Below are 24,070 nucleotides of genomic sequence, written 5' to 3' on the forward strand. Positions count from 1 at the left end.
GGCACCACCAGAGTCCTGTTCACTCATGACTCAATCAGTTCCGCAACTGCCGCAGCAGCTTCTTCGTCGGCATTGCGTTTCAGCTGCCGATGAATAAACAGATAAGTTTCGTGTAACTGGTGCATATCGTCACTGTCTTCCAGGCGGGCTAGCAAGGCTTCAGACAAGTTTTCTGCCGTTGCTTCATGCTGAATCAGCTCTGGAACCAATTCACGACTGGCGAGTAAATTCGGTAATGAAATATAAGGCTGGGTCACCAGACGCTTGAGGATCTTATACGTCAGTGGTGCCACGATGTAACTGACCACCATCGGTTTTTTCAGCAGCATCGCTTCCAGCGTAGCAGTACCCGATGCCAGTAAAATCGTATCGGATGCAGCCATACAGGTTTGTGAACGACCAAGAATAACTTTCACCGGCAAGTTGCCTGGATATTGAGCCAGCATATTTTCTATTTGGTTGCGACGATCAACACTGGCTGCGGGAATAATAAATTGAAGATCGTTACGCTTTTCCAACATCAATTCAGCCGTGCGCAAAAATACCGCACCGAGACGCTCAACCTCGCTGCCTCGGCTCCCTGGCATCAAACAAACAACCTGACGATTTTGATCCAGACCAAGCGCTTCACGAGAGGGCGCAGTGGGTGTCTCAAGCGCAATTTTATCAGCCAGATGATGACCAACAAATTTCACAGGGACCTTGTGCTGCTGATAAAACTGGGCTTCAAAAGGAAACAGTGTCAGCATTAAGTCCACCGCTTTTGCGATTTTTAATACCCGCTTTTCACGCCAGGCCCACACCGACGGACTCACGTAGTGCGCGGTTTTAATTCCGCTCTGGCGCAGCTTATGTTCCAACGTCAGGTTAAAGTCCGGTGCATCGATTCCGATGAATACATCCGGCGGATCAGCACGCCAGCGCTTAATCAGATTACGACGAACTTTCAGTAATTCAAGTAAACGGCCAAGCACCTCAACCAGCCCCATCACCGACAAACGCTCCATTGGAACCAGGCTATTGAACCCCTGAGCGATCATTAATGGTCCGCCGATTCCTTCGAAAGTGGCAGCTGGGTAACGTTGTTTTAATTGCTGAATCAGGCCAGCCCCGAGCATATCACCCGAGGTTTCACCGGCTACGATGGCTATGCGCATAGTGTGTGTCTTGAATATTTAACTAACGGATAATGCCGCGATCACCGGCTTGCAGACTGTCAAACAGTACTTTGACGACTTCATCCTGCTGGGCAACCGGTGCAATCTGCTCCAATGCTTCAGCCAGCGTCAAACTCTGGCGGTACAGAGTTTTATAGGCTGCACGTAAGCGATTAATACTGTCTTTCGTGAACCCCCGACGCTTCAGACCTTCAACATTAATCCCATGCGGCTTAACCGGATATCCCTGAGACATCAGGTATGCCGGAATATCTTTTAAGACGATACTGCCGGTGCCACACATCGAATGTGCACCGATATGACAGAATTGATGGACCTGAGTTGCACCGCCCAATATGGCGTAATCACCCACCTTCACATGACCTGCGATGTTGGTGTCATTGGCAAGGATACAGTTATCACCAATAACGGCATCATGGGCAACGTGCACATTCACCATAAATAGATTATGGCTGCCAACCTGCGTGTGACCGGCATCCTGAACGGTGCCACGATGGAAGGTGCAGGCTTCACGAATCACGTTGTTGTCGCCAACTTCGAGAGTCGTCGGTTCACCCGCGTATTTTTTATCCTGGCATTCCTCACCAATACTGGCGAACTGGAATATCTTGTTGTTTTTTCCGATTTTGGTTGGGCCACGCACAATAACGTGCGGACCAATGACAGTTCCTTCGCCAATTTCAACGTCTGGACCAACAATCGAAAAGGGTCCAATTTCAACGTTGTCCGCGATATTCGCGGCAGGATCTACGATTGCTCTGGGATCAATCATCTTTGCTCCAGCTGTCGTTCCGCACAGGCGATATCTGCTGAACAGACGACCTTTTCATCTACGAGAGCGCGGCACGTAAACTTCCATATGCCGCGGCGATGGCTGACGTAACGAGATTCCAGAATAACCTGATCTCCCGGTACGATAGGTTGTTTAAAACGTACATTATCGGCACTGGCAAAGTAGTACAACGTATTCGCTGCTTTTTCACGACCGAGAATGCTTAACCCCAGTATGCCGGCAGACTGTGCCATAGCTTCCAGGGTCAGTACGCCGGGCATAATTGGGTGCCCAGGAAAGTGACCATTAAAAAATTCTTCATTAATAGTGACGTTTTTCAGAGCACGAATAGTAGCACCACCTTCGTGTTCCAAATCAATTTCGTTCACCCGGTCAACTAACAGGAATGGATAACGATGCGGCAAAAAATCCTGTATTTGCTGAATATCATGCAGGGACATCAAACTTCACCTTTTCTGGCTTTCTCTAACTGTTGCAGGCGTTTCACCATAGAATCCAGTTGTCGGAAACGCGTGGCACTGCGGCGCCATTCGTTCATTGGCATTTGCGCAGTACCCGACGCGTAAGCCCCCTTTTCAGTGATGGATTTACTGATAAGAGACATAGCGGCAATGTGCACACCATCGGCAATATCGAGATGCCCGGAAATACCAACACCACCAGCGATGGTGCAATATTTACCAATTGAGGTACTGCCAGCAACACCGGCATTGCCCGCCAGCGCGGAACCCTGACCAACACGCACGTTATGAGCAATCTGAACCAGGTTATCAATGATGACATCGTCTTCGATAACGGTATCGCCAAGTGCCCCGCGATCAATACTGACATTGGATCCAATTTCAACGTCACTACCGATACGCACGCCACCCAACTGACAGATTTTGTGCCACTTGCCTTTATCCGGCGCGAAACCAAAACCGTCGGCTCCGATCACAGTTCCGGAATGTACGGTTACCCGATCTGCCAATACCACATTGTGATACAAGGTGACATTCGGATTAAGCTGACAGAGTTCGCCAACCATACAATAGTCACCAATCACAACACCGGCACCAATTTCACAACCTGAGCCAATCTGGCTGAACTCCCCAATCACCGCATGAGCGGCAATCGAAACATCAGCTGCAACAGTCGCAGTTTCAGCCACAACCGCTGTGGGATGTATGCCCGTGGTCACTTTGGGTCTGTTGTTAAACAGCTGGCTGGCCTGAGCAAAACTTAAATACGGGTTTGTTGCTACCAATGCACTGCCGGTGACCTGATCAGCCAGGTCTTCGGCAACGATGACAGCAGATGCTTTACTTTCTTTAAGCTGATTCTGATAACTCGGATTGGCCAGAAAGCTGACTTCTCCGGATATTGCATCGCTTAACGTATTCAGACCAGTTACCAACTGCTCCGCATCCCCGATTAATTTCAGGCCAAGTTCGCTGGCTAATTCACCCAGAGTGATCTGCATTATTCCAATCCACTGGTTATTCAGACTTTGCGTTCAAACGTTCCAACAACAACTTGGTAATATCCGCTTTTTGCGATACGTAGATCGCAGCACCGGATTGAAGTACAACATCATAACCAGCTTCATCGATAATTGCTTTCAGCAACTTTTCAATATCAGGCAATTGTTTTTGGAAAAATTCTCTCTTCCATTTTTGTTCCATTTGTTGAAGCTTCTTGGCAAAAAACTGGAACTCTGCTTTTTTCTCTTCAAAATCATTTGCTGACTTACGACGTTCATCATCGCTCATCACATCGGCATTTTTCTGAACCTGCTCCTGCAGTTCACGCAGTTTCTGTTCCAGACCTTTGAGCTTATCGATATCCGTTTTGTTTTCAGCTTCGAAATTTTTTGCAGACGCTTTAAATACGTCGGATAAAAATAACGCACGTTCCATATCAACAACGGCAATTTTTGAACCTTCTGCCATTGCAGTATTTATCAGCAGCGCAGCTGCCATAGCCATTAACCAGCGCATCCTCATGCTCCTTAATTGTTTTATTTAATATTAAAATACCTGGCCCAGAGAGAACTCAAAGCCTTCAGTACGATCTCCACGCTGCTCATTCAGCGGCACGGAATAGGTAAAGGTCAGCGGACCAATCGCTGTAATCCAGGTTAAACCAGCACCAAAGCTGGTCCGGATTTCAGACAGATCAATTCCGGTATCACAATACGGGTGTTTACTCAGGTTGGGGACATCAATATCCGATGGCTTGAAGCACTCATCGGTGAAGGTATTACCCGCGTCGAGGAAGAATACACTGCGCACAGAGCTGCGATCCTCAACAAAAGGCAACGGATAAATCAGTTCAAAGCTGGCTTCCGTCAGGATATTACCGCCAAGGGCGCGCTCATCCTCGAGGAACAATGGCGCAGTCTGTACTGAGCCTGAACTGGTGGTTTTATAAACCGGACGGTAACGGTTCGGATTAGAAATACTGACCGCTGCACCATCAACATCCGTGGCATACACGACGTTCGGCGCACTGGAATCGATCACGGGACGACCCAGTTCGTCCAGTTCGAACAACGGCTTACCACCGCTATCCGTTTCTACTACATTCACCACGGTATATTCAGGCAGGCCTTTCGCACCCAGGCTGTTCGACCGGTAACCACGTACCGAGCCGACACCTCCGGCACGGAAATTCTTAAAGAACGGCAGACGATCCAGGTCGCCGTATCCATCGCCATACCCCAACTCAGTGCGCAATCTCAGCGCCCATTCATCAGCAATCGGGTAGTAATAATTGGCAGTGTAACCCAGTTTGTAGTAACTCAAATCGCTGCCAGGAACGGCAATATCTGCCGAGATACGGTGCTCAGTACCGGCTGTTGGGAATAGGCCACGATTCAGATTGTTATAACGCCAGTTCAGGCCAAGGGTGTATTCGTCGAAGTTCTTACCTTCGTCTTCAACGAACTGAACAATCTCACGTGGCACAGTGCTGCCAAGAAACATTTCAGTATTGGTATAACCCAGTGACATCGACACACGCTGACGGTGTGAAATTGGGTAGCCAAAGGTCATATTACCGCCCTTGGAATTGGTCTGGTAATCACTGACGGTGTTTAGACTACTGAAATCAGTTTTGCGATAAAACAAGTTGAAGCCGCGACTAACACCATCGATGGTGTAATACGGATTGGTGTAAGAGAAATTGTACGACTGGACCGTGTTATTCTTCTGTAAACCCAGGCTCATGCGGTTACCGGTACCGAGGAAGTTATTCTGGCTGACACTCGCTCCCAGAATCACACCACTGGTGCCGGCATAGCCAATATTAAAGTTCAGGCTACCGCTCAACTGTTCTTCAACATTGTAATTAACATCAATCATATCGTCGGTGCCCGGAACAGCTGGCGTTTCAACGTTGACGCTTTTGAAGAAACCCAACTGATTCAGACGACTCTTACCGGCATCGATTTTATCGGTAGACGCCCAGCCACCTTCCATCTGAATCATTTCACGGCGCAATACCTCGTCCATGGTACTTTGGTTACCACTGAAGTTGATATTACGCACGTAGGTGCGTTTTCCTGGCTCAATAAAGAAGGTCAGATCCACTTCTTTTTCTTCGTCATAGATTTTCGGGATGCCATCGACTTTAGCGAAAGTATAACCATCGTTACCAAGGCGCTTGCCCATTAAATCACTGGTAAAAGTTACCCGCCGACGAGAGAAAGTATCGCCGCTTTTGAGCAAGTACAGCTGCGTAAATTCATCTTCTTCCAATACCAGATCACCCGCCAGTTTCATATCACGGATGGTGTAGATATCCCCTTCGGTCACGTTAATGGTGATGTATACACCTTCTTTATCTGGTGACACGGACACCTGGGTTGATTCAATATTGAAGCGAATGTAACCGCGGTCGAGGTAGTAAGACCGCAAGGTTTCCAGGTCAGCGCCCAGTTTTTCGCGGCTGTATTTATCGTCGCTGGCGTACCATGACCAGAAGTTTGATGTCTGCAGCTGGAATTGCTTCAACAGTTCCTCGTCGCTGAACACGTTATTGCCAACGACGTTAACGTGCTCAATCGTAGCAACATTGCCCTCTTCCACATTAATTTTCAGAGATACGCGGTTCCGGGGCAGTCGCACCACTTCCGTTTCGATACCGGCGTCATAGCGGCCCTGAGCAACATACTGACGCTCAAGTTCCAACGCGATACGTTCCAGAGTTGAGCGCTTAAATACCAGACCTTCCGCCAGACCCGATTGTTTCAGACCGTCTAACAGGGCCTCTGTCTGAATGGCCTTGTTACCATCGATTTCGATACCAGTGATCGTCGGCAGTTCCACCAGCTTAACAATCAGTACATTGCCATCGCGCAGTAACTCAACGTCATTGAACAATCCTGATTTAAACAGACGCTTAGACGCCGTCACCAGGCGAGCACTACTAACCTGATCGCCAACATTAATCGGGAAACGTTCAAACACGGTTCCGGCTGATACCCTCTGTAAACCCTCCAGACGAATATCTTCGATCGTGAACGACTCAGCATTAACCTGTGAGCCAAACCCCAATAACAGCGCAAACAACAAACAACGCATTAACAATGAATTCCAAAAAAATGCCGGCTTAAAACCCTATAACCGGCTGATATCGTTATAAAATGCCACCAGCATCAGGCTCAGCAGTAACAACATGCCAAACTTAATCGCAGCAATCTGAACCTTTTCGGGTAGTGGCTTGCCCGTTAGCATCTCTGCGCTGTAGAACAAAATGTGACCACCGTCGAGCATAGGTACAGGTAATAAATTCAGAACACCCAGCGATACACTGAGCAACGCCAGAAACCCAATAAAGCTCTCAAGACCACCCGACGCTGAAGCGCCCGCTACTTTAGCAATGGTGATAGGCCCACTCAAGTTCTTAACAGAGACATCACCACGGATCATTTTCCACAGTGACTCCAATGTGAAGCCGATCAACTCACCGGTGCGTTCGAAGCCAAGCATCAGACCCTGACCAATACTGGCATGGCTTGTCGTTATCCAGCTTTGCGGATAACTCACCGGATAAGGACCGATACCGGCAAAACCAATGGTTTGCCCGTCAGCCGCGGTTTTGCCCTCAGGGGTCAGGCGCAGTTCGATCACATCATCACCACGTTCAACCTGCCAGCGCATCACTTTTTCCGGTGCCGCATGAATTTTTCCAACCACTTGCTGCCAGCTCTCAACGGCAACGCCATCGATGGCTACAATGATATCTTCAGTTTGGACACCCGCTGCTTGGGCACGTCCGTTATCAACAATCTGACCAATTTTTGCCGGAATCTCGGGTAAACGAGGTCGTAAACCAAGGCCAAATAACGGATCGGGTGCATCACTATCAGATAACCAGGCACTTACCCGGACATTAACACTGCGTTGCCCACCGGCTGGCGACATCAGGGTCACCGGAATATTGGCATCTTCTCCAATGAAGTTGACCAGTTGCCAGCTGACTTCCTGCCAGCTTTCAGTCGTCTCGTCGGCGACAGCAACAATCTCATCTCCACTACGAATACCGGCCATGGCAGCCGGAGAGTCAGGCGTTACGTCACCAACCACCGGGACAACACCGGATGTACCAGAAACAAACAGAAACCAGTAAGCCAGAATGGCAAACAAGAAATTGGCAATGGGACCAGCTGCAGCGATGGCGATCCGCTGCCATGCGGGTTTTTGCGTAAATGCCTGGTCCAGCAGATGCTCGGGGACTGCTCCTTCGCGCTCATCCAGCATTTTGACGTAGCCACCCAAAGGGATGGGCGCGATAGAGTACTCCGTTCCCTGTTTATCTTTCCATGACCACAACGGGTTACCAAAGCCGACGGAGAAACGCAGTACCTTAACACCACAGCGACGGGCCACCCAAAAGTGCCCGTATTCATGAATAACCACCAGCACACTGATCGCAATAATGAAATAAAGCAGTGTCACAGGGAATCCTCAGCCATTAACTGACGAGCACAATCGCGTGCCCAATTGTCTGCAGCTAATACCGTCTGCAGCTCGTTGATTTGCTCTACAGCATGACGTTTCATCACCTGCTCGATCAAGTCAGGGATGGCATTAAATGACAGTTCTTGGCGTAAAAAAGCGTCAACCGCAACTTCGTTCGCCGCATTTAAAACCGCCGGCATAGTGCCACCCACGGCGAACGCTTCGCGCGCTAATCGTAAACATGGAAAGGCCGATTCGTCCGGCGGCATAAAATCAAAGCGGGCAATATCGAACAAGTCCAAGTGCTTGACGCCGGCATCTATTCGTTCTGGCCAGGCCATACCGTAAGCAATTGGGGTACGCATATCTGGCTGACCCAGTTCGGCAATCACGGAGCCATCACAATATTGTACCATCGAGTGGATAACACTCTGAGGATGAACCACAACCTGAACCTGATGCTGCTCACAGTGAAACAAAAAGCAGGCTTCAATCAGCTCAAGTCCCTTGTTCATCAACGTGGCAGAATCCACTGAGATTTTGGCCCCCATGGACCAGTTTGGATGAGCGACCGCTTGCTCCGGCGTGACATCCTGCAACTCAGAGCGCTGCTTTCCACGAAACGGGCCGCCGGAGGCTGTTAACAGAATTTTTTCAATGCCATGAACCGCAAACTCACCGGAATAAGCCACCGGCAACGACTGAAAGATGGCATTATGCTCGCTGTCGATCGGCAGTAATTCAGCTCCCCCAAGGGCCACCGCCTGCATAAATAAAGGGCCAGCCATCACAAGGCTTTCCTTATTGGCTAACAAGACTCGTTTACCAGCCCTGGCCGCAGCCAGTGAGGGTAATAAACCTGCAGCTCCGACGATGGCAGCCATTACCTGATCCACGTCATCATGTGAAGCCACCATGGCTAAGGCATCATCACCGCTCAGGATTTCTGTCGCAGCGGGGGTTTGTTGTGCTAGTTGGCTGGCGGCCGATGAATCCGCCATCACGGCATAACGCGGCTGAAACTCGACAATATCCTTTGCCATCTGTTCAACACTGCGAGCGGCGGTCAGCGCAAACACGCGGTATCTGTCCGGATGCCGACGAACCACATCCAGCGTACTTTGGCCTATCGAACCGGTTGCCCCCAGAACAGTGACATTCTGAACCTCAGCCATAACTCAGGTCAGGCCCCAGTTAAATACCAACATACAAAAAGCAAATACCGGAACTGCAGAAGCCATGCTATCGATACGATCTAATACCCCTCCATGACCCGGAAGCAGCTGCGAACTGTCTTTAATACCACGATGACGTTTCATCATACTTTCAACCAGATCGCCCAGCACAGAAACAACCGCAGTGATCACGGTGATCATAAATAAGGTAACGGCAAAATCGATATCAACCGCCTGAATCTGACTATTGATGTATACCAGAAAACCCGCACCAACCAGCAAACTGGTGGTAAAGCCACCCCAGAAACCGGCCCAGGATTTACCCGGGCTGACATTCGGAGCCAGCTTGGCTTTGCCCCATTTACGGCCCGCAAAATACGCGCCGGTATCCGCCCCCCAGATGATCAGCATCAGGTAGATAATCAGTAACGAGCTATAGGGCTGTTGCTTTAAGTGCATAAAACCAACCCACATCGGAATCAGCACACACAATCCCAACAAAGCCCGGACAGGGCGTGCATGCCACAGTTCGGTGCCGCCCGGATATTGCTTAACCAGGGCGAAAGCGATAACCCACCATAAGGTGCCAACGGCGAGAAAATAAATCAGATAACTTTCATTGGCGTTAAGAAAGCGCGCCGTAACAAACAAGCAAACGAACATCACGACTGCGTATAACACCCGGCTCCAGTTCTTGGTATAGCCGGCGATGTTTGCCCACTCCCAGGCACCGATGGTGGCAATTGCAGCGATAAAATAGGCAAATTGTTTCAGTGGCAAAAAGAAAATGCCAAAAATCATTAGGGGTGCTAACACCAAAGCGGTGATGATGCGTGTTTTAGTCACCTTGAGCTTCCTTCAGCTGATCGTCAGTGCGGCCGAACCGGCGAGTACGGTCGGAGAACGCAGTTAACGCTTTTTTATATTCTTGTTCTTTAAAATCAGGCCAGAGGGCGTCGGAAAAATAGAATTCGGAGTAAGCGGTCTGCCACAGCATAAAATTACTGATGCGTTGTTCGCCACCCGTCCGAATCATCAGATCAGGCGCCGGGAACTCACTCAGACGGGTGTGTTGGTGAAAGGTCTGCTCATCGATATCATCGACACTCAAACGACCAGCCTGAACCTCTGCAGCAACCCGTTTGGCTGCCTGCACAATATCCCACTGTCCACCGTAATTCGCTGCAATAACCAGCGTCATCGCCGTATTATCACAGGTCAGTTGATGCGCATCCTGCACCAACTGCTGGATTTTCTGAGTGAACCCGGACAGATCGCCCATGACCACCAGGCGAATATTATTGCGGTGCAGTTTTTTTACTTCCCGCTCCAGTGCAGCCACAAACAGTTGCATCAGAGCGCTGACTTCTTTTTCTGGGCGACGCCAGTTTTCACTGCTGAAAGCGAATAAGGTCAGTACCTCAACACCTTCATTGGCTGAAGTTTCAACCACAGCGCGAACAGCGTCGACACCCGCTTTATGCCCAGCCACGCCCGGCATAAAACGTTTTTTTGCCCAGCGGTTATTACCATCCATGATAATGGCAACATGCTTAGGCACCTGACCCTGTGAGGCCAGGTTATCATCGATACTCGTAGACATAAGAAATTGCTGCCTGAAACCTTAAGGCTTAGACCTGCATCAGATCCTTTTCTTTATCCGCCAACAGTCCATCGATCTGAGCAATAAACTTATCGGTCAGTTTCTGAATCTGATCTTCGCCACCGCGTTGTTCATCTTCAGAAATTTCTTTTTCTTTCAGCAGATCTTTAATATCGCCGTTGGCATCACGACGGATATTGCGGATCGATACACGGCCTTTTTCCGCTTCCGCACGGGCTTGCTTGATATATTCTTTACGGGTTTCTTCGGTCAGTGGTGGCATCGGAATGCGGATCACATCACCAGAGGTTGCCGGGTTCAGACCCAGATTCGCTTTCATGATGGCTTTTTCAATCGCCGGGATCATGTTCTTTTCCCACGGGTTAACCGCCAGGCTACGACCGTCTTCAACGATGATGTTAGCGACCTGAGAAATCGGCGTATCAGAGCCGTAGTAATCAACCATCACGCCATCCAGAATGGCTGGATTAGCACGACCGGTACGAACTTTTTTAAACGCTTCAACCATTGCACCAACGCTTTTGGTCATGCGCTCTTCAGCATCTTGTTTGATTTCGTTAATCATGCGTTTTCTTCCTCACTGACAATCAGCGTACCATCATTGCCGCCCGTCATCAGACGCGCCAGTACACCGGTTTCATTCATATCATAAACACGCAGTGGCATGTTGTGGTCACGCGCCAGACAAATAGCGGTTAAATCCATAACACCCAATTGTTTTTCCAACACTTCCTGATAAGTCAGGCAATCGTATTTCTCTGCTGCCGGGTCTTTCTTAGGGTCGGCAGTATACACACCATCGACATTGGTTGCCTTTAAAACCACATCTGCATTAATTTCGATGCCACGCAAACAGGCCGCTGAATCCGTGGTAAAAAATGGATTACCAGTACCGGCGGAAAAAATAACAACATCGCCAGCATCCAGCGCACGAATGGCACTGCGGCGATCGTAATGATCCACCACACCACTCATCGGAATGGCCGACATCACACGTGTCGGCATATTTGCACGTTCTAATGCATCACGCATCGCAAGCGCATTCATGACGGTTGCCAACATGCCCATGTGGTCGCCCGCGACCCGATCGAGACCCGCTTCGCTTAATGCTTTACCGCGGAACAGATTACCGCCGCCGATTACAATACCAACCTGAACACCGATGCCCTTCAGCTGAGCGATTTCCAGAGCCATACGATCCAGTACCTTAGGATCAATACCAAAATCCATTTCCCCCATCAGGGCTTCACCGCTGAGTTTCAGCAAAATTCGTTTGTATTTAGCGCTTTTCTGTTCGGCCATACAGAAGTTCTCCAAATTAGGCAGGTAACGTGTGATAGTTGATTTTTAAAGCCATCACGGCTTGCCGACGAGCCTCTGCTCATTGGCGAGATACAAATATGCCGGGGCTAGCCCGGCATATGGTCGCATCACGACAAAGACGTCAGTGATGCAAAAGGCGATTAACCTTTCAGCTGTGCAGCAACTTCAGCAGCGAAGTCTACTTCTTCAACTTCGATACCTTCACCTACTTCGATACGAACGAAAGACTGCACTTCCGCGCCAGCTGCTTTAGCCAGCTGTGCGATTGATTGCTCTGGGTTCTTAACGAAAGCTTGCTCCAGCAGGCTGTTTTCTTTCAGGAACTTCTTGATACGGCCGCCCATCATTTTTTCAACGATTTCAGCTGGCTTACCTTCCATATCAGGCTGCGCCTTGATGATGTCTTTCTCTTTTTCCAGCTCAGCTTCTGGCATGTCTTCCGGACGCAGAACGCGTGGGTTAACAGCAGTTACGTGCATTGCGATGTCTTTAGCCAGTTCAGCGTCACCGCCTTTCAGCTCAACGATGGCAGCGATTTTGCCGTTAGCGTGCAGGTAAGCACCAACAGTTTCGCCTTCAACAACGAACGCGCGACGAACAGTGATGTTTTCACCGATCTTCTGAACCAGAGCCATACGGTCTTCTTCCAGCTCACCTTCGGTCAGCTTGGCAACGTCGGTCTCTTTGGTTTCAGCCAGTTTTGCAACAACTTTGTCAGCAAAACCACCGAAGTTAGCATCGCCAGCGGCGAAGTCAGTTTCAGAGTTAACTTCAACTGCAACTACAACACCCTCAGCAACGTTAACACGTACTTTACCTTCAGCTGCAGTACGACCCGCTTTCTTAGCAGCCTTCAGACCAGAGTTTTTACGCAGATCTTCGATCGCTTTGTCGATGTCACCATCGTTAGCCGTCAGTGCCTTTTTACACTCCAGCATACCCAGACCTGTACGCTCACGCAGCTCTTTTACCAGTGCAGCAGAAATTGCCATATCAAATTCCTCTATAAATATTTTGCGAAAAATCTTATATCCAAAAAAAGGGGGCAAGCCCCCTTTTTCGATCGAGCCTGTTAAGCTTATTCAGCGTCTGCTGCTGGAGCTTCTTCAGCTACTTCTACGAATTCGCTCGCTGGAGCACCATTCGTTTGCTTACCGTCCAGTACCGCATCGGCCATCGCTGTTGCGTAAATCTGGATAGCACGGATCGCATCATCGTTACCTGGAATAACGTAATCGATACCGTCTGGGTTAGAGTTAGTATCAACGATACCAACAACCGGGATACCCAGCTTGTTCGCTTCCTGAATCGCAATGCGCTCATGCTCAACGTCGATTACGAATACCAGATCAGGCAAGCCGCCCATTTCTTTGATACCACCGATGGAACGTTCTAACTTTTCCATCTCGCGAGTACGCATCAGCGCTTCTTTCTTAGTCAGCTGCTCAAACGTACCGTCGTTTTGTTGCGCTTCTAAGTCACGCAGACGTTTAATAGACTGACGGATAGTTTTGTAGTTAGTCAGCATACCGCCTAACCAGCGGTGAGCAACAAACGGCTGACCAGAACGTTCAGCTTGCTCTTTGATGATCTTACCTGCAGCACGCTTAGTACCAACAAACAGAACTTTGTTGTTTTTTGCTGCCAGAGTTTCAACAACACTCAGAGCTTCATTCAGAGCAGGAACAGTATGTTCCAGGTTGATGATATGAATCTTGTTGCGAGCACCAAAGATGTACTTGCCCATCTTTGGGTTCCAGTAACGGGTTTGGTGACCGAAGTGTACACCTGCCTTCAGCAGGTCACGCATGCTTACTTGTGCCATGATATTTACCTTATGTATTGGGTTAGGCCTCCACGTACCCATATTGCCGACCCGTTTAGCCTGTGAAAAAGCCATTGGGGCACCCCGGCAACACGTTACAGCACGTGTGTGTGTTTTATTCCCAGGATCACATTGCAATCCGGGGCGATATTTCGCGGGCGCTTTATACCATTTTTAACCTGCCAACACCAGTACCCTCACATGATTCCTCGATATCATCCCTCGGCAATGGCCACAAACAATGAAACCCAAATGGCCACAGGCGGTACAACTCAGACAACACAACCAGTACAATACGACTTTATTTGCTAAACACAGGTACATCCCCCGGTATGAATGTCACCATCAAAACCGCCGAAGAGATCGAAAAAATGCGCGTCGCTGGCCGACTGGCCGCAGAGGCACTGGAGATGATTGGCGAATACGTAAAACCAGGCGTGACGACCGGTGAGCTGGATCGCATCTGTCACGACTATATCGTTAACGAGCAGCAAGGCATTCCTGCGCCGCTGAATTACCGTGGTTTTCCCAAGTCTATTTGCACGTCTGTGAATCACGTCATCTGCCACGGCATTCCAAGCGATGATAAGGTGCTGAAAAAAGGCGATATCGTTAATATCGACATCACTGTAATCAAAGACGGTTACCACGGCGACACCAGCAAGATGTTTCATATCGGTGAACCAACAGCACCAAACCAACGCCTGGTAAACATCACGCAAGAGTGTATGTACATGGGTATCGACCTCGTAAAACCTGGCACTCGTCTGGGTGACATCGGCGCTGCTATTCAGAAACATGCAGAATCAAACCACTACTCGATTGTGCGCGAGTACTGTGGACACGGTATCGGAAAAGAGTTCCACGAAGATCCTCAAGTACTGCACTACGGCAAAGCCGGTACTGGCCTGGAATTAAAGGAGGGCATGATCTTTACCATCGAACCGATGGTGAATCAGGGCACTCGCTTCAATAAATTGATGAAAGATGGCTGGACAGTAGTGACTAAAGACCGGAAGCTTTCCGCTCAATGGGAACACACCATTCTGGTGACCGCAGACGGTTACGAAGTATTGACCCGACGCAAAGAAGAAACCCGATTCTGGTAATCCTATTTTCAATATGTCCGGTTCAGAAATACAGGAAGCAGCAATGGATACCCAGGCGATTCAGTTAATGCAGATTGCTCCAGAGCAATTAATGCAACAACTGCAGGAATCGCCGTCACCGCTTCCTGTTGTGAAGCCATTACTGGCGGAACTGCTCGATAATGCCCATCAGTATTTCCGTCAAACACTGGATGCTGACACGCTCATCCCTCATCGATCACAACAAATTGATGTCATCCTAAATTGTCTATGGCGCCATATGGGTCTTGGCACAGAGGCGTTAGCACTGGTTGCAGTTGGCGGTTACGGTCGCGGCGAATTACACCCGCATTCCGATATCGACGTGCTGCTACTGTGCACGGATGATGATGCCATCAACAACAATGCGGAGAATTTACAGGCTTTTATTACGCTGTTGTGGGACCTGAAGCTGGATATCGGACACAGCGTACGCACGCTTCAGGAGTGCTCTGACGAGGCCGCCAAAGATCTGACCATCATCACCAATATGATGGAAAGCCGATTACTGGCAGGAAGTGAATCCTTACTGAGTCAACTCAAAGACGCGACACAAACAGATAAATTGTGGCCGGCTGATCAGTTTTTTAATGCCAAGTGGAACGAGATTCAGGAACGCCACAAGAAACACAAAAGCTCAGAGTACAACCTAGAACCGAATGTAAAAAACTCACCAGGGGCTCTGCGTGATATTCAGACCATTAGCTGGGTGACCATGCGTCATTTTGGCAAAGGCAGCCTGCAAGCGCTTGAGGACAAGGGGTTTCTGACTGAGTTCGAGGGTCAGCGTCTGTCGTTGAGTATGCAATTCTTATGGCGTACCCGCTATGCATTGCATATGGTCGCGGGCCGCGAAGAGGACCGCCTACTGTTTGATCTGCAACGCGATGTCGCAGAGGTTCTGGGCTTCGAAGATGACAATCGTCAGCTTGGCGTAGAACGATTTATGTCACAGTTTTATCGCAATCAGCTAGCAACACTGGAGCTGGCCGATCTGCTTCTGTTGCACTTCAACGATGATTTTGTGAAGTGCGGAGAAATAAGCGATGTGGAGCCACTTAACGAGCACTTCTTCCTGTGTAATGGATTTCTGCAGCTAAATGACAACGACACCGACCTGTTCCAACGCGAACCTGAGTGGCTGTTAAAAGCTTTCCTGCTAATGGCGCAACGCCCCGAGGCCAAGGGGATGCATACCAACACGATTCGCGCCTTGCGGGAAAACCGTCACCTTATCAATGATGAATTCCGCAGTAACCCAGTGCACAACCAGCTGTTTATGCAGCTGATTCGAAACCGTCATTGTGTGGTAAGGGAACTGTCACGCATGATGCGTTATGGCATCCTGGGGTTATATATCCCCGAGTTCGGTAAAATCATCGGCATGATGGAGCACGACCTGTTCCATATTTACACCGTCGACGAACACAGCCTGCGTATGACCCGGATGCTGCGCCAGTTCCGATTTGGTGAGGACGTTCGAGAGCGCTTCCCGGTGGCCTCACGACTGATACATCGGGTGCCGAAGAAAGAACTGTTGTATTTGACGGCACTGCTGCACGACACCGGCAAAAGCATTGAAGGCGATCATTGCGCCAGTGGTGCTGAAATAGCACGCAATTTTTGCCGTCAACACAATTTGCGCCCAACCGATGGTCACATGGTTGCCTGGCTGATCGAAAATCATCTGCTCATGAGTCATGCCTCACAGCGCCTCGACCTGAATAACCCGGATGATATCCACCAGTTTGCACTCGAGGTTGGTGATCAGAACCATCTGGAAATGCTGTATCTGATTTCAGTCGCTGATGTGGTAACCACCAACCCAAATCTCTGGACCAGCTGGCGCGCAGAACAGATGCGTGCGTTGTACCACAATACGAAAGCTGCCTTGCGTCGGGGCCTTGGCAATCCTCTGAATAAAGAAGAAGTGATTGCTGACATTCAGCAGGAAGTTCATGAGCAATTATCGGCTGACGGCTTATCGGATCAGCGCATTACTGAATTATTAGGCGAGCCGGGTGACGACTACTTCCTGCGCGAAGGGGTTGATAATATCGTTTGGCACTGCCGAGAAATTAATCAGCACGGTGACAGCAGCAAACCGCTGGTTTCTATTCGCCAGATAGGTGATCACGAATTTGAAGGGGCAACTCAGATCTTCATTTTTATGAAAGATCAGCCCAATCTGTTTGCAGTGACAACAGCCACTCTCGACCAGCTCAATCTGAACATTCAGGACGCCCGCATTATGACCTCAGAGAGTGAGCATAATGCGGTTGACACTTATATCGTATTGGATGAAAACAACCAGGCGATTGAGGATCCACAACGTCTGCAAACGATTCGCACCACCCTTCAGGAATCCCTTTCTCAACCCGATGAATTCACCACCATCATCATGCGGCGCACGCCACGCTTACTGAAACAATTCCAGGTAGAAGCTCATGTGACTATGAGCAATGATCCGGTGATGCAACGTACAGTACTGGAAGTAACTGCCGCAGACCGTCCGGGCTTACTCGCTCGAATGGGCGCCATTTTCTCGGAGTTTGGAGCTCAAATGCAGGGCGCTAAGATTCTGACGGAGGGCGAGAAAGTCTCAGATATCTTTTATATCGTGGATGAAGCAGGGAACCCGTTCTCTGACGTTGAACGCTGCGAAGATTTGCAGGAAGCCATCATTATGGGATTGGATGAACAGGTAGAAGCGCAGTCAGCTGTTTAACCTCCGATGCTGCCCGATAGTTCAAATCGGCTTGTATACCGACAACACACAGCACGGAGTGGTGCGAATGCCTGAGAAGCCCCCCAGGCAGGAAAAACCAAGCGCTGCGTTTGTTAGTATCTCAAGGTGATGCCAGCTAACGCTACTTCTTGCGCTTGATCGGTGCAAAACCCTCTGAATCCATCAGGTTCGAGGGTTTCGTATCAGCTTTGGGACGCGACGGACGTGGACCCCCACGCTTTTTATCAGAAGCCTTCTTCGCTGATGGAGCTTTCTTAGCCTTTTTCGCAGCAATTTTACGATCAGCCGGTTTCAGCTTTTTCTTTCCACCAGCCTTGCCGGAAGCTTTCAGGTTTTTCGGACCACGGTATTTGCCTTTCAGCTCTTTTATCTCGCGCTCTTCCATATTTTGCTGAAGGTATCGCTCGATACCGGCTTTCAGATTCCACTCATTCGGGGCGATCAGGCTGATTGCTAAACCCGCACGCCCTGCACGGCCGGTGCGGCCAATGCGGTGAATATATTCATCACCTTTGCGCGCCAGATCGTAATTGATCACCAGATCCATACCCTCAACGTCCAGCCCACGGGCAGCAACATCAGTGGCAACCAACACACTGCGTTTTCCCTGACGCAGAGATTGCATCACATAATTACGTTCATCCTGAGTCATATCACCGTGCAGGCTTGCGAGATCATCACGATGACGGCGCAGAAACTCGAATAACCGCTCTACTTCGTCACGCTTGTTGACAAAGATGATGGCTTTATCGAATGTTTCGTTGGATAACAGCCAGGTAACCAAACGATCTTTATGCGCATTATCATCAGCAAGAATACGCTGCTGAACAATATACGAGTGACGATCCTGAATACTGCTGGTTGTGACTTCCTGGGGATCAATCAACATGGCTTTGGCGATACGACCTACGCCCTCGTGGCGTAAGGTCGCCGACAACATTAAGGTCTGACGTTCACTTTTACAGCGGCCAACGATCAGATTCATATCTTCAGCGAAGCCCATATCCAACATACGATCAGCTTCGTCTAGTACCAAAAATTCCAGATCTCCGAGTTCAGCAGTATTACGCTTCAGGTGATCCACTAAACGGCCGGGTGTGGCAACAATAATTTCCGGGTTCTTGCGCAGAATAGACGCCTGGAATTTAAACTCCTCACCACCCGTTAAAGAACCCACCTCAAGGCGAGTTAAGTCTGTAAATACCTTACAGGTCTTGAAAACCTGCTTAGCCAACTCACGCGTTGGCACCAGAATCAAAGCACGGGTCGAAGAATTTGGCGCATCTTGCTCCAGCATCTTTTGCATGATTGGCAACAGATATGTCAGCGTTTTACCAGAGCCGGTTTCAGCGCAGACCTGAACATCTTTGCCAGCCATGGCCAACGGAAGCACTTTGCTCTGAACATCCGTCGGTTCAATAATTTTTAACTTTTCCAAACCCAGCATTAAACGCGGGTTAAATTCGATATCTGCAAACAAAGGAAGTGCTCTCGATAAGACTCAGGAGGGATTGAAGCTGATGCCAGTCAGCCGCCGTCATTATAGCAGTCAACGTAGAGCTGGCCCAGAATAACTGCTGAGGTAAGCTTGCTTGACGGGAGCTGCATTGCACGCAAACCGCTGATGATGATAAACGACCGGGTTCTATAAGGCTGTATCTAGCCCTTATTCATATTATGTACATCGAATCGCCGAATCCAAATAGCAAACCTTGTATGGTCGCAACCTGAATTCTGAAACTCATTGGCCGTTCTGCAGTGCCACTCGAACCATAAAATAGCCGTTGTGCCTTGAGTACCTTGCTCACATTTGCTTTATTAAAGATCAGACTACAATGTAAATTTCAGCCGCATTACAGCAATGCCGGAAGCACAACTCAGACGACATAATGATGAAAATACTAAATATACGACTCGCACTCATTGGTACATGCTGCTTGTTTGCAGGCTGCAGCACGGTATACCACCCTACGCCACAAAAAGTGGAATTCGACAAAAATACCAGCATATCTGTTACGGCTGGCGTGTCTCAAACCATCATCCGTGATCGCAACAGTCGTTACATCATGTGCGCTCAACCCATGGCTGATGCCGCTTATGATGAGAGTGCCGGAGGAAACGTGTCGTACGCTCTGGTCAGCACAAGCAGTGACCAGATCACGGATCAAAGCGATGAAAATGAGGTTGAGATGGCTGGCCGCACCCCCGCGGTACTGATCACACGTGAATTGTTCTATCGCCTGTGTGAGTTCACCGGTAACCATCGGTTAAGCGACGAAACGGCCACCAAGCTGTACCTACAGACTCTGCGTACCGTTGGTAGTGTTTGGCATCAAGAAGCCAACAACACCAATGTTACCATTGGTGATACCTTTCAGAGTAACAACGCGCTAAAAGAACAAGCAGACAGCTCCAACACAATCCAAACGCCAGACTTCAGACCCATTTTAGTGGGTAGCAGCCAACAAACAGCTAACGACTCGATCAACCCAGGTAGCGACTCAAATAATAGTGCCAACGCAAGCGACGATGATAATGAGTCGTCCAATAGCAGCGACGGCAATGATGACTCCAGCAGTTATGATGACTACGATTCATCCGATAACTCTGACGATGACAGCGATGATTATTGATTAATACCGGCATAGCCAAGGGCGTTAATATGAATACACTCCAGCGGATTCTTCATGGTATTCCGATCCTGTTTATTTTATTGAGCACGCTGCTTCACCTCAGCTCAGCTCACGCTAACGACGACGGCGATGAAGAGCAGGATGAATCCGCTCATCAGCACTCCGTTCATGCGGCATTGCGCAGTGCAGGCGTCGCTGCTCTGCCAACCTTCCTCGATGCGGGAACCAAAAGCATTACTCTGCGTTTACCGAAACACCTGGGTGGTTCAACACTGACGTTCGGCGGAACTATTGATGCAGAAGCATTGGCAGAAAAAACTTTTGTATTTACCACCTCTGACGAGCACAAACTGCAATGGAAGCGGGCATTCGGTCTTAACTTTTTGCATTTGGATGATGTTGCACTGCATTTAAAAATTGACCAGGAAGACATTGAAATGTCACTTCATGGTGGAATGGGAGGTCCGTTTCAGCACAAAGGCAAAGACATAGAAATAGAAGTCGAATTTGCGATTCATGAAAAGCAACTGCAAGATTTCACAATTGCACTACCTCACTCAAAACTTAAGCTGTCTTCAATACCCGATTTCCGTAAAATTCCAGGCGTTCATACATTTTCAATAGCACAACCGGTTATCTCCATGCATGCCATGGGCGGAAAAATCAACTTCGTCAAGAAGAACGTCGATGCAATGATTTTTTATGACGAAGAGGAACACGGTTGGCATGTAGGGTTTAATTTCGCAAAACCACTGAGTATCGCCGATTTAGCACGCCATAAAAAAAGTTTCTTAAAGGATATTCAACTGCCTAAGATGCGACTGGTCGTCAGTGAAAAGTCACTGGATATGGACTTCGATGATCTGCCTATGGCGGTACAAAACTTTTATGGTGATGCCGATAACTTACCAGACGGTAACTTGAACCTGCCAAGTGGCGTTAATGTCCTGGCCGTGTTTGATGCGACCACTGCACCAACAGATATTCGTAATAAATTACATAAAATTGGCTTGGGTAATGCGTCACTTGATGTCGATGGCCACGTTGAGGGAATGTTTGGTAAAACACCATCGGTTGAAATTGCCATTGAAATGGATGTTCCCAGCCAACACGGTTTTTCTTTTTTAAAGCTTAAGCATGCGCAGGCTGAGTTTTTTATGCGCCTGTCAAAAGAAGAAGCGGAATTAGGATTTGGCACATCGGTGCTGATGAAACAGGGAAAGAATCGTCCTGACCTTGAGTTCGATGTGGATTTCGCAGTGCAGGAGACGGAAACAACATTAGAAGCTTTGGTCGAAGGGGAAATGAAAGGAGACTGGGTTCGTGCTGCTGGCATTAAAGGACTGACCATCGAAAACCCCTCATTGTCTGTTGGTATCAATGAGAGTGGTAGCTTCGACGTTATGATTGATGGTACCGCGATGGTCGGTAAAGAGAGAGTCCGAGCGGCTGCCGATCTGGTGTTATCCCCAGAGGCGCTTGGATTACCTACCGCGTTTGCCATTGCAGGTGAAATCAACGATCTCAAGTTCAGCGATTTAGAAGCGCATGCACACAAACACGCGCACCAAAAAAATGGTGGGCTAAAAGCACTCAATGCAGAATTTAAGGACGTTGCATTTGCCTTTATGACACCAGAAGCCCGGCTACCAGCTGATTTAGAGGAAGAACTCAGTATTGAAGGCGCTGGACTCGCCTTGAAGGCAACATTACTTATCGACCGCAAAGAACTCGGGACAGCCAAAGGTTACGCGTCAACGGATGGTTTATCGTTAGATGGTACTTTGGATCCATTTAAACTCGGTCCAATTTCCTTGAAGGACGCCGAATTATCAATTCAAGCAGGCCCTGATGTTGACCCGCATTTTATGATGAGCGGCGACATCGAATTGTTCAAAGGTTTTGAAGAAAAATACACGATCGATCTTGAGCCAGAGCACATCCAATTTTCGTCAGAGACCCGATTTGGCGGAGCATTTGATGCCACCTTAAACGTTGAAACGAATGGCGTTCATTTTAAGTCCGGTGATGACCTGAAATTTGAAGCTGAGCTTGGTGCTAATTACGATAAGGTATTCCGTAATATGGTCCAGGGTGCATTGAAGGCGCTGAAAAAGGGTGACAAAGATATTGCCAAGGCAAAGAGTAATGTCAAAAAAGCGCAGAAATCCGTCAACAGCCTGAACGACAAAATCCGTTCTGCAAGGGCAGCCGCCAAAGCGCGTGTTGATAAAGCAACAAGTAAAATGGAGAAAGCAAAAAGAAAGGTTGATTCACTCAAGCATGATATCGATATAAACAATCATAAAGCCCACGATGAGAACGAAAAGGCGAAGAAAGATGCAAAACACTGGAAGTTTGCCAGCTCGGCTAAACACGGTGTTAAAGCCGGTGAGTACAAGTCAGCCGCGGGCGCAGAAGAAGTATCGTTGAAAGCGGCTGAGGGGATATTGTCTACCGCTGAGAAAGCGGCCAAAGCAGTCGGCGTAGACAGCGACCCTAAAGTTGTGTCACTTGAGGGTGAATTGGTCACAGCAAAAGCAGCACTTGAAGCGGCACAGGGCGTATTATCTGGTGCTGCCGGTGTCAATAAAGGCGTAGAGGCCGCAGTAAAAGCGGTCGGGAAAGGATTAACCGCGTTAAAGGTTAATCGCCTGGGTGCCGATGGAAGCTTGGTAGGGATCATTAGCGCTGGTAAAGAAGGAACAGCCCCACGTCTTATCATCGATGTCAGCCTGCATGGCAAACGTCATGTTTATTATGAAGATCTGGATGCTCTAGAAAAAGGATTCGAGAAGATTGCTCAGGATATTGCTAAAGACGTTGCCAAGGAGCTGCTGAAAATATTTAAAAAGTAATAAAAAACCTTCCTACAGCTATATTCTGTACTTATCAAAAACTCCGATCACGAGAGTGATCGGAGTTTCACTTCGGAATTCGACATGGATTCAGATGAGTCCACAGCTCTATTGTCTTCAAGTAAACCGGCCTACGTTGTTGTCGTCTTACAATCAATGTCAGCAACTAGGTTGCCAATAAGGCTGGATACACGAGTTACATTTTAAGTTCTGTCTTAAGAAGCAAATTACTGCTCCTTCATCCCGGCTTTGAGTGTATGATTATTGTACTACTACGGTATGAGTGCACCGGTATGAATACGATAAACTCAACGCTATCAGCATCAGTCACCAATACTCGCCCGAACAAAAAGCCTTCTCCATTACCAGGAGAGAAACAATCAGATATTGATAACGATAAACGACGCCAAAGCGCTGTAAATGCTATTAGCACCAAACAACAAAAGGAACTGACTGAACGCTTTGTTAAAGCTACGGTTAACGCCAATCAGACTATTAATTCGGACAAAAATGTTGGCCTGGGGGATCTTCAAGAGATCGCTCAGCTTGGTAGACGAATAGAAGTGGTCCAGGCCATCGACGAGAATGATGCTAGTAAGATCAAAGAAGTTGCAGAAACCCGAAGGGAAAAGATTGAAAATTTCTTTAGAGAAATGAACAACCCTGAAGAATCGGCTCCCGGCCGGAAGATTGATAGTCAGGCTTAACGGATATTTCTTACGAGCAAAGAAAAACCCCGATCGCGTGAGCGATCGGGGTTTTAGGATAAGAGCTTGACGATGACCTACTCTCACATGGGGAAGCCCCACACTACCATCGGCGATGCTGCGTTTCACTTCT

At 48.6% G+C, this 24,070-nt stretch carries 20 protein-coding genes; 5 read left to right on the forward strand and 15 right to left on the reverse strand.

The genetic code is table 11. From position 1 onward, the window contains the following. Window positions 1-23 precede the first annotated feature (23 nt). From lpxB to rpsB, 14 genes are all read right to left on the reverse strand, one after another. Window positions 24-1,157 carry a lipid-A-disaccharide synthase gene (lpxB, locus tag MK185_03535; GenBank protein MCH2039691.1) on the reverse strand — a complete coding sequence of 378 codons (1,134 nt, stop codon included), beginning with the start codon at window positions 1,155-1,157 and terminating at the stop codon, window positions 24-26. A 22-nt stretch (window positions 1,158-1,179) separates the two neighbouring features. Continuing rightward, window positions 1,180-1,950 (reverse strand): acyl-ACP--UDP-N-acetylglucosamine O-acyltransferase, encoded by a 771-nt coding sequence (lpxA, locus tag MK185_03540; GenBank protein MCH2039692.1) that lies wholly within the window; start codon window positions 1,948-1,950, stop codon window positions 1,180-1,182. Continuing rightward, on the reverse strand, window positions 1,947-2,405 hold the full coding sequence (fabZ, locus tag MK185_03545) for a 3-hydroxyacyl-ACP dehydratase FabZ (protein MCH2039693.1): 459 nt from the start codon (window positions 2,403-2,405) through the stop codon (window positions 1,947-1,949). The genes lpxA and fabZ overlap by 4 nt, the downstream gene beginning before the upstream one ends. 5 nt (window positions 2,406-2,410) lie before the next feature. Next, a complete protein-coding gene (gene lpxD / locus MK185_03550) occupies window positions 2,411-3,433 on the reverse strand; it encodes a UDP-3-O-(3-hydroxymyristoyl)glucosamine N-acyltransferase (GenBank protein ID MCH2039694.1) in 1,023 nt (340 codons plus the stop codon). 16 nt (window positions 3,434-3,449) lie between these two features. Beyond that, window positions 3,450-3,950 (reverse strand): OmpH family outer membrane protein, encoded by a 501-nt coding sequence (locus tag MK185_03555; protein MCH2039695.1) that lies wholly within the window; start codon window positions 3,948-3,950, stop codon window positions 3,450-3,452. A 30-nt stretch (window positions 3,951-3,980) separates the two neighbouring features. Further along, window positions 3,981-6,536, reverse strand: a complete 2,556-nt coding sequence (bamA, locus tag MK185_03560; protein ID MCH2039696.1) for an outer membrane protein assembly factor BamA — start codon at window positions 6,534-6,536, stop codon at window positions 3,981-3,983. Between the two features lie 36 nt (window positions 6,537-6,572). Further along, complete coding sequence (gene rseP / locus MK185_03565) at window positions 6,573-7,913, reverse strand: RIP metalloprotease RseP (protein MCH2039697.1); 1,341 nt, start codon at window positions 7,911-7,913, stop codon at window positions 6,573-6,575. Continuing rightward, window positions 7,910-9,091 carry a 1-deoxy-D-xylulose-5-phosphate reductoisomerase gene (gene ispC, locus MK185_03570; protein ID MCH2039698.1) on the reverse strand — a complete coding sequence of 394 codons (1,182 nt, stop codon included), beginning with the start codon at window positions 9,089-9,091 and terminating at the stop codon, window positions 7,910-7,912. The genes rseP and ispC overlap by 4 nt, the downstream gene beginning before the upstream one ends. Before the next feature lie 3 nt (window positions 9,092-9,094). Next, on the reverse strand, window positions 9,095-9,937 hold the full coding sequence (locus MK185_03575; protein MCH2039699.1) for a CDP-archaeol synthase: 843 nt from the start codon (window positions 9,935-9,937) through the stop codon (window positions 9,095-9,097). Next, complete coding sequence (locus MK185_03580; GenBank protein MCH2039700.1) at window positions 9,930-10,694, reverse strand: isoprenyl transferase; 765 nt, start codon at window positions 10,692-10,694, stop codon at window positions 9,930-9,932. Before MK185_03580 ends, MK185_03575 begins: the two co-directional genes overlap by 8 nt. 28 nt (window positions 10,695-10,722) lie before the next feature. Continuing rightward, window positions 10,723-11,280, reverse strand: a complete 558-nt coding sequence (gene frr / locus MK185_03585; GenBank protein MCH2039701.1) for a ribosome recycling factor — start codon at window positions 11,278-11,280, stop codon at window positions 10,723-10,725. Then, window positions 11,277-12,017, reverse strand: coding sequence for a UMP kinase (pyrH, locus tag MK185_03590; GenBank protein MCH2039702.1), 741 nt, complete (start codon window positions 12,015-12,017; stop codon window positions 11,277-11,279). The genes frr and pyrH overlap by 4 nt, the downstream gene beginning before the upstream one ends. Before the next feature lie 161 nt (window positions 12,018-12,178). After that, window positions 12,179-13,030 (reverse strand): translation elongation factor Ts, encoded by an 852-nt coding sequence (gene tsf, locus MK185_03595; protein MCH2039703.1) that lies wholly within the window; start codon window positions 13,028-13,030, stop codon window positions 12,179-12,181. 86 nt (window positions 13,031-13,116) lie between these two features. After that, window positions 13,117-13,863, reverse strand: coding sequence for a 30S ribosomal protein S2 (gene rpsB, locus MK185_03600; GenBank protein MCH2039704.1), 747 nt, complete (start codon window positions 13,861-13,863; stop codon window positions 13,117-13,119). Between the two features lie 332 nt (window positions 13,864-14,195). Here rpsB and map point away from each other — a divergent pair, with 332 nt between their 5' ends. Together map and glnD are read left to right on the forward strand one after the other, a co-directional pair. Next, complete coding sequence (map, locus tag MK185_03605; protein MCH2039705.1) at window positions 14,196-14,972, forward strand: type I methionyl aminopeptidase; 777 nt, start codon at window positions 14,196-14,198, stop codon at window positions 14,970-14,972. A gap of 43 nt (window positions 14,973-15,015) precedes the next feature. Beyond that, window positions 15,016-17,718, forward strand: coding sequence for a [protein-PII] uridylyltransferase (gene glnD, locus MK185_03610; GenBank protein ID MCH2039706.1), 2,703 nt, complete (start codon window positions 15,016-15,018; stop codon window positions 17,716-17,718). A gap of 142 nt (window positions 17,719-17,860) precedes the next feature. On the opposite strand, the gene MK185_03615 is transcribed toward glnD, so the two are convergent. Continuing rightward, complete coding sequence (locus MK185_03615; protein ID MCH2039707.1) at window positions 17,861-19,219, reverse strand: DEAD/DEAH box helicase; 1,359 nt, start codon at window positions 19,217-19,219, stop codon at window positions 17,861-17,863. A gap of 409 nt (window positions 19,220-19,628) precedes the next feature. Here MK185_03615 and MK185_03620 point away from each other — a divergent pair, with 409 nt between their 5' ends. The 3 genes from MK185_03620 to MK185_03630 all read left to right on the forward strand — a co-directional run bounded on the left by MK185_03620 (window position 19,629) and on the right by MK185_03630 (window position 23,937). Next, window positions 19,629-20,372, forward strand: a complete 744-nt coding sequence (locus MK185_03620) for a hypothetical protein (GenBank protein MCH2039708.1) — start codon at window positions 19,629-19,631, stop codon at window positions 20,370-20,372. Window positions 20,373-20,677: 305 nt separating this feature from the next. Then, window positions 20,678-23,230, forward strand: coding sequence for a hypothetical protein (locus MK185_03625; protein MCH2039709.1), 2,553 nt, complete (start codon window positions 20,678-20,680; stop codon window positions 23,228-23,230). 293 nt (window positions 23,231-23,523) lie between these two features. Beyond that, window positions 23,524-23,937, forward strand: coding sequence for a hypothetical protein (locus MK185_03630; protein ID MCH2039710.1), 414 nt, complete (start codon window positions 23,524-23,526; stop codon window positions 23,935-23,937). The last annotated feature ends 133 nt before the right edge of the window (window positions 23,938-24,070 follow it).

The sequence above is a fragment of the Saccharospirillaceae bacterium genome (assembly GCA_022448365.1).
Classification (GTDB): domain Bacteria; phylum Pseudomonadota; class Gammaproteobacteria; order Pseudomonadales; family Oceanobacteraceae; genus Bacterioplanoides.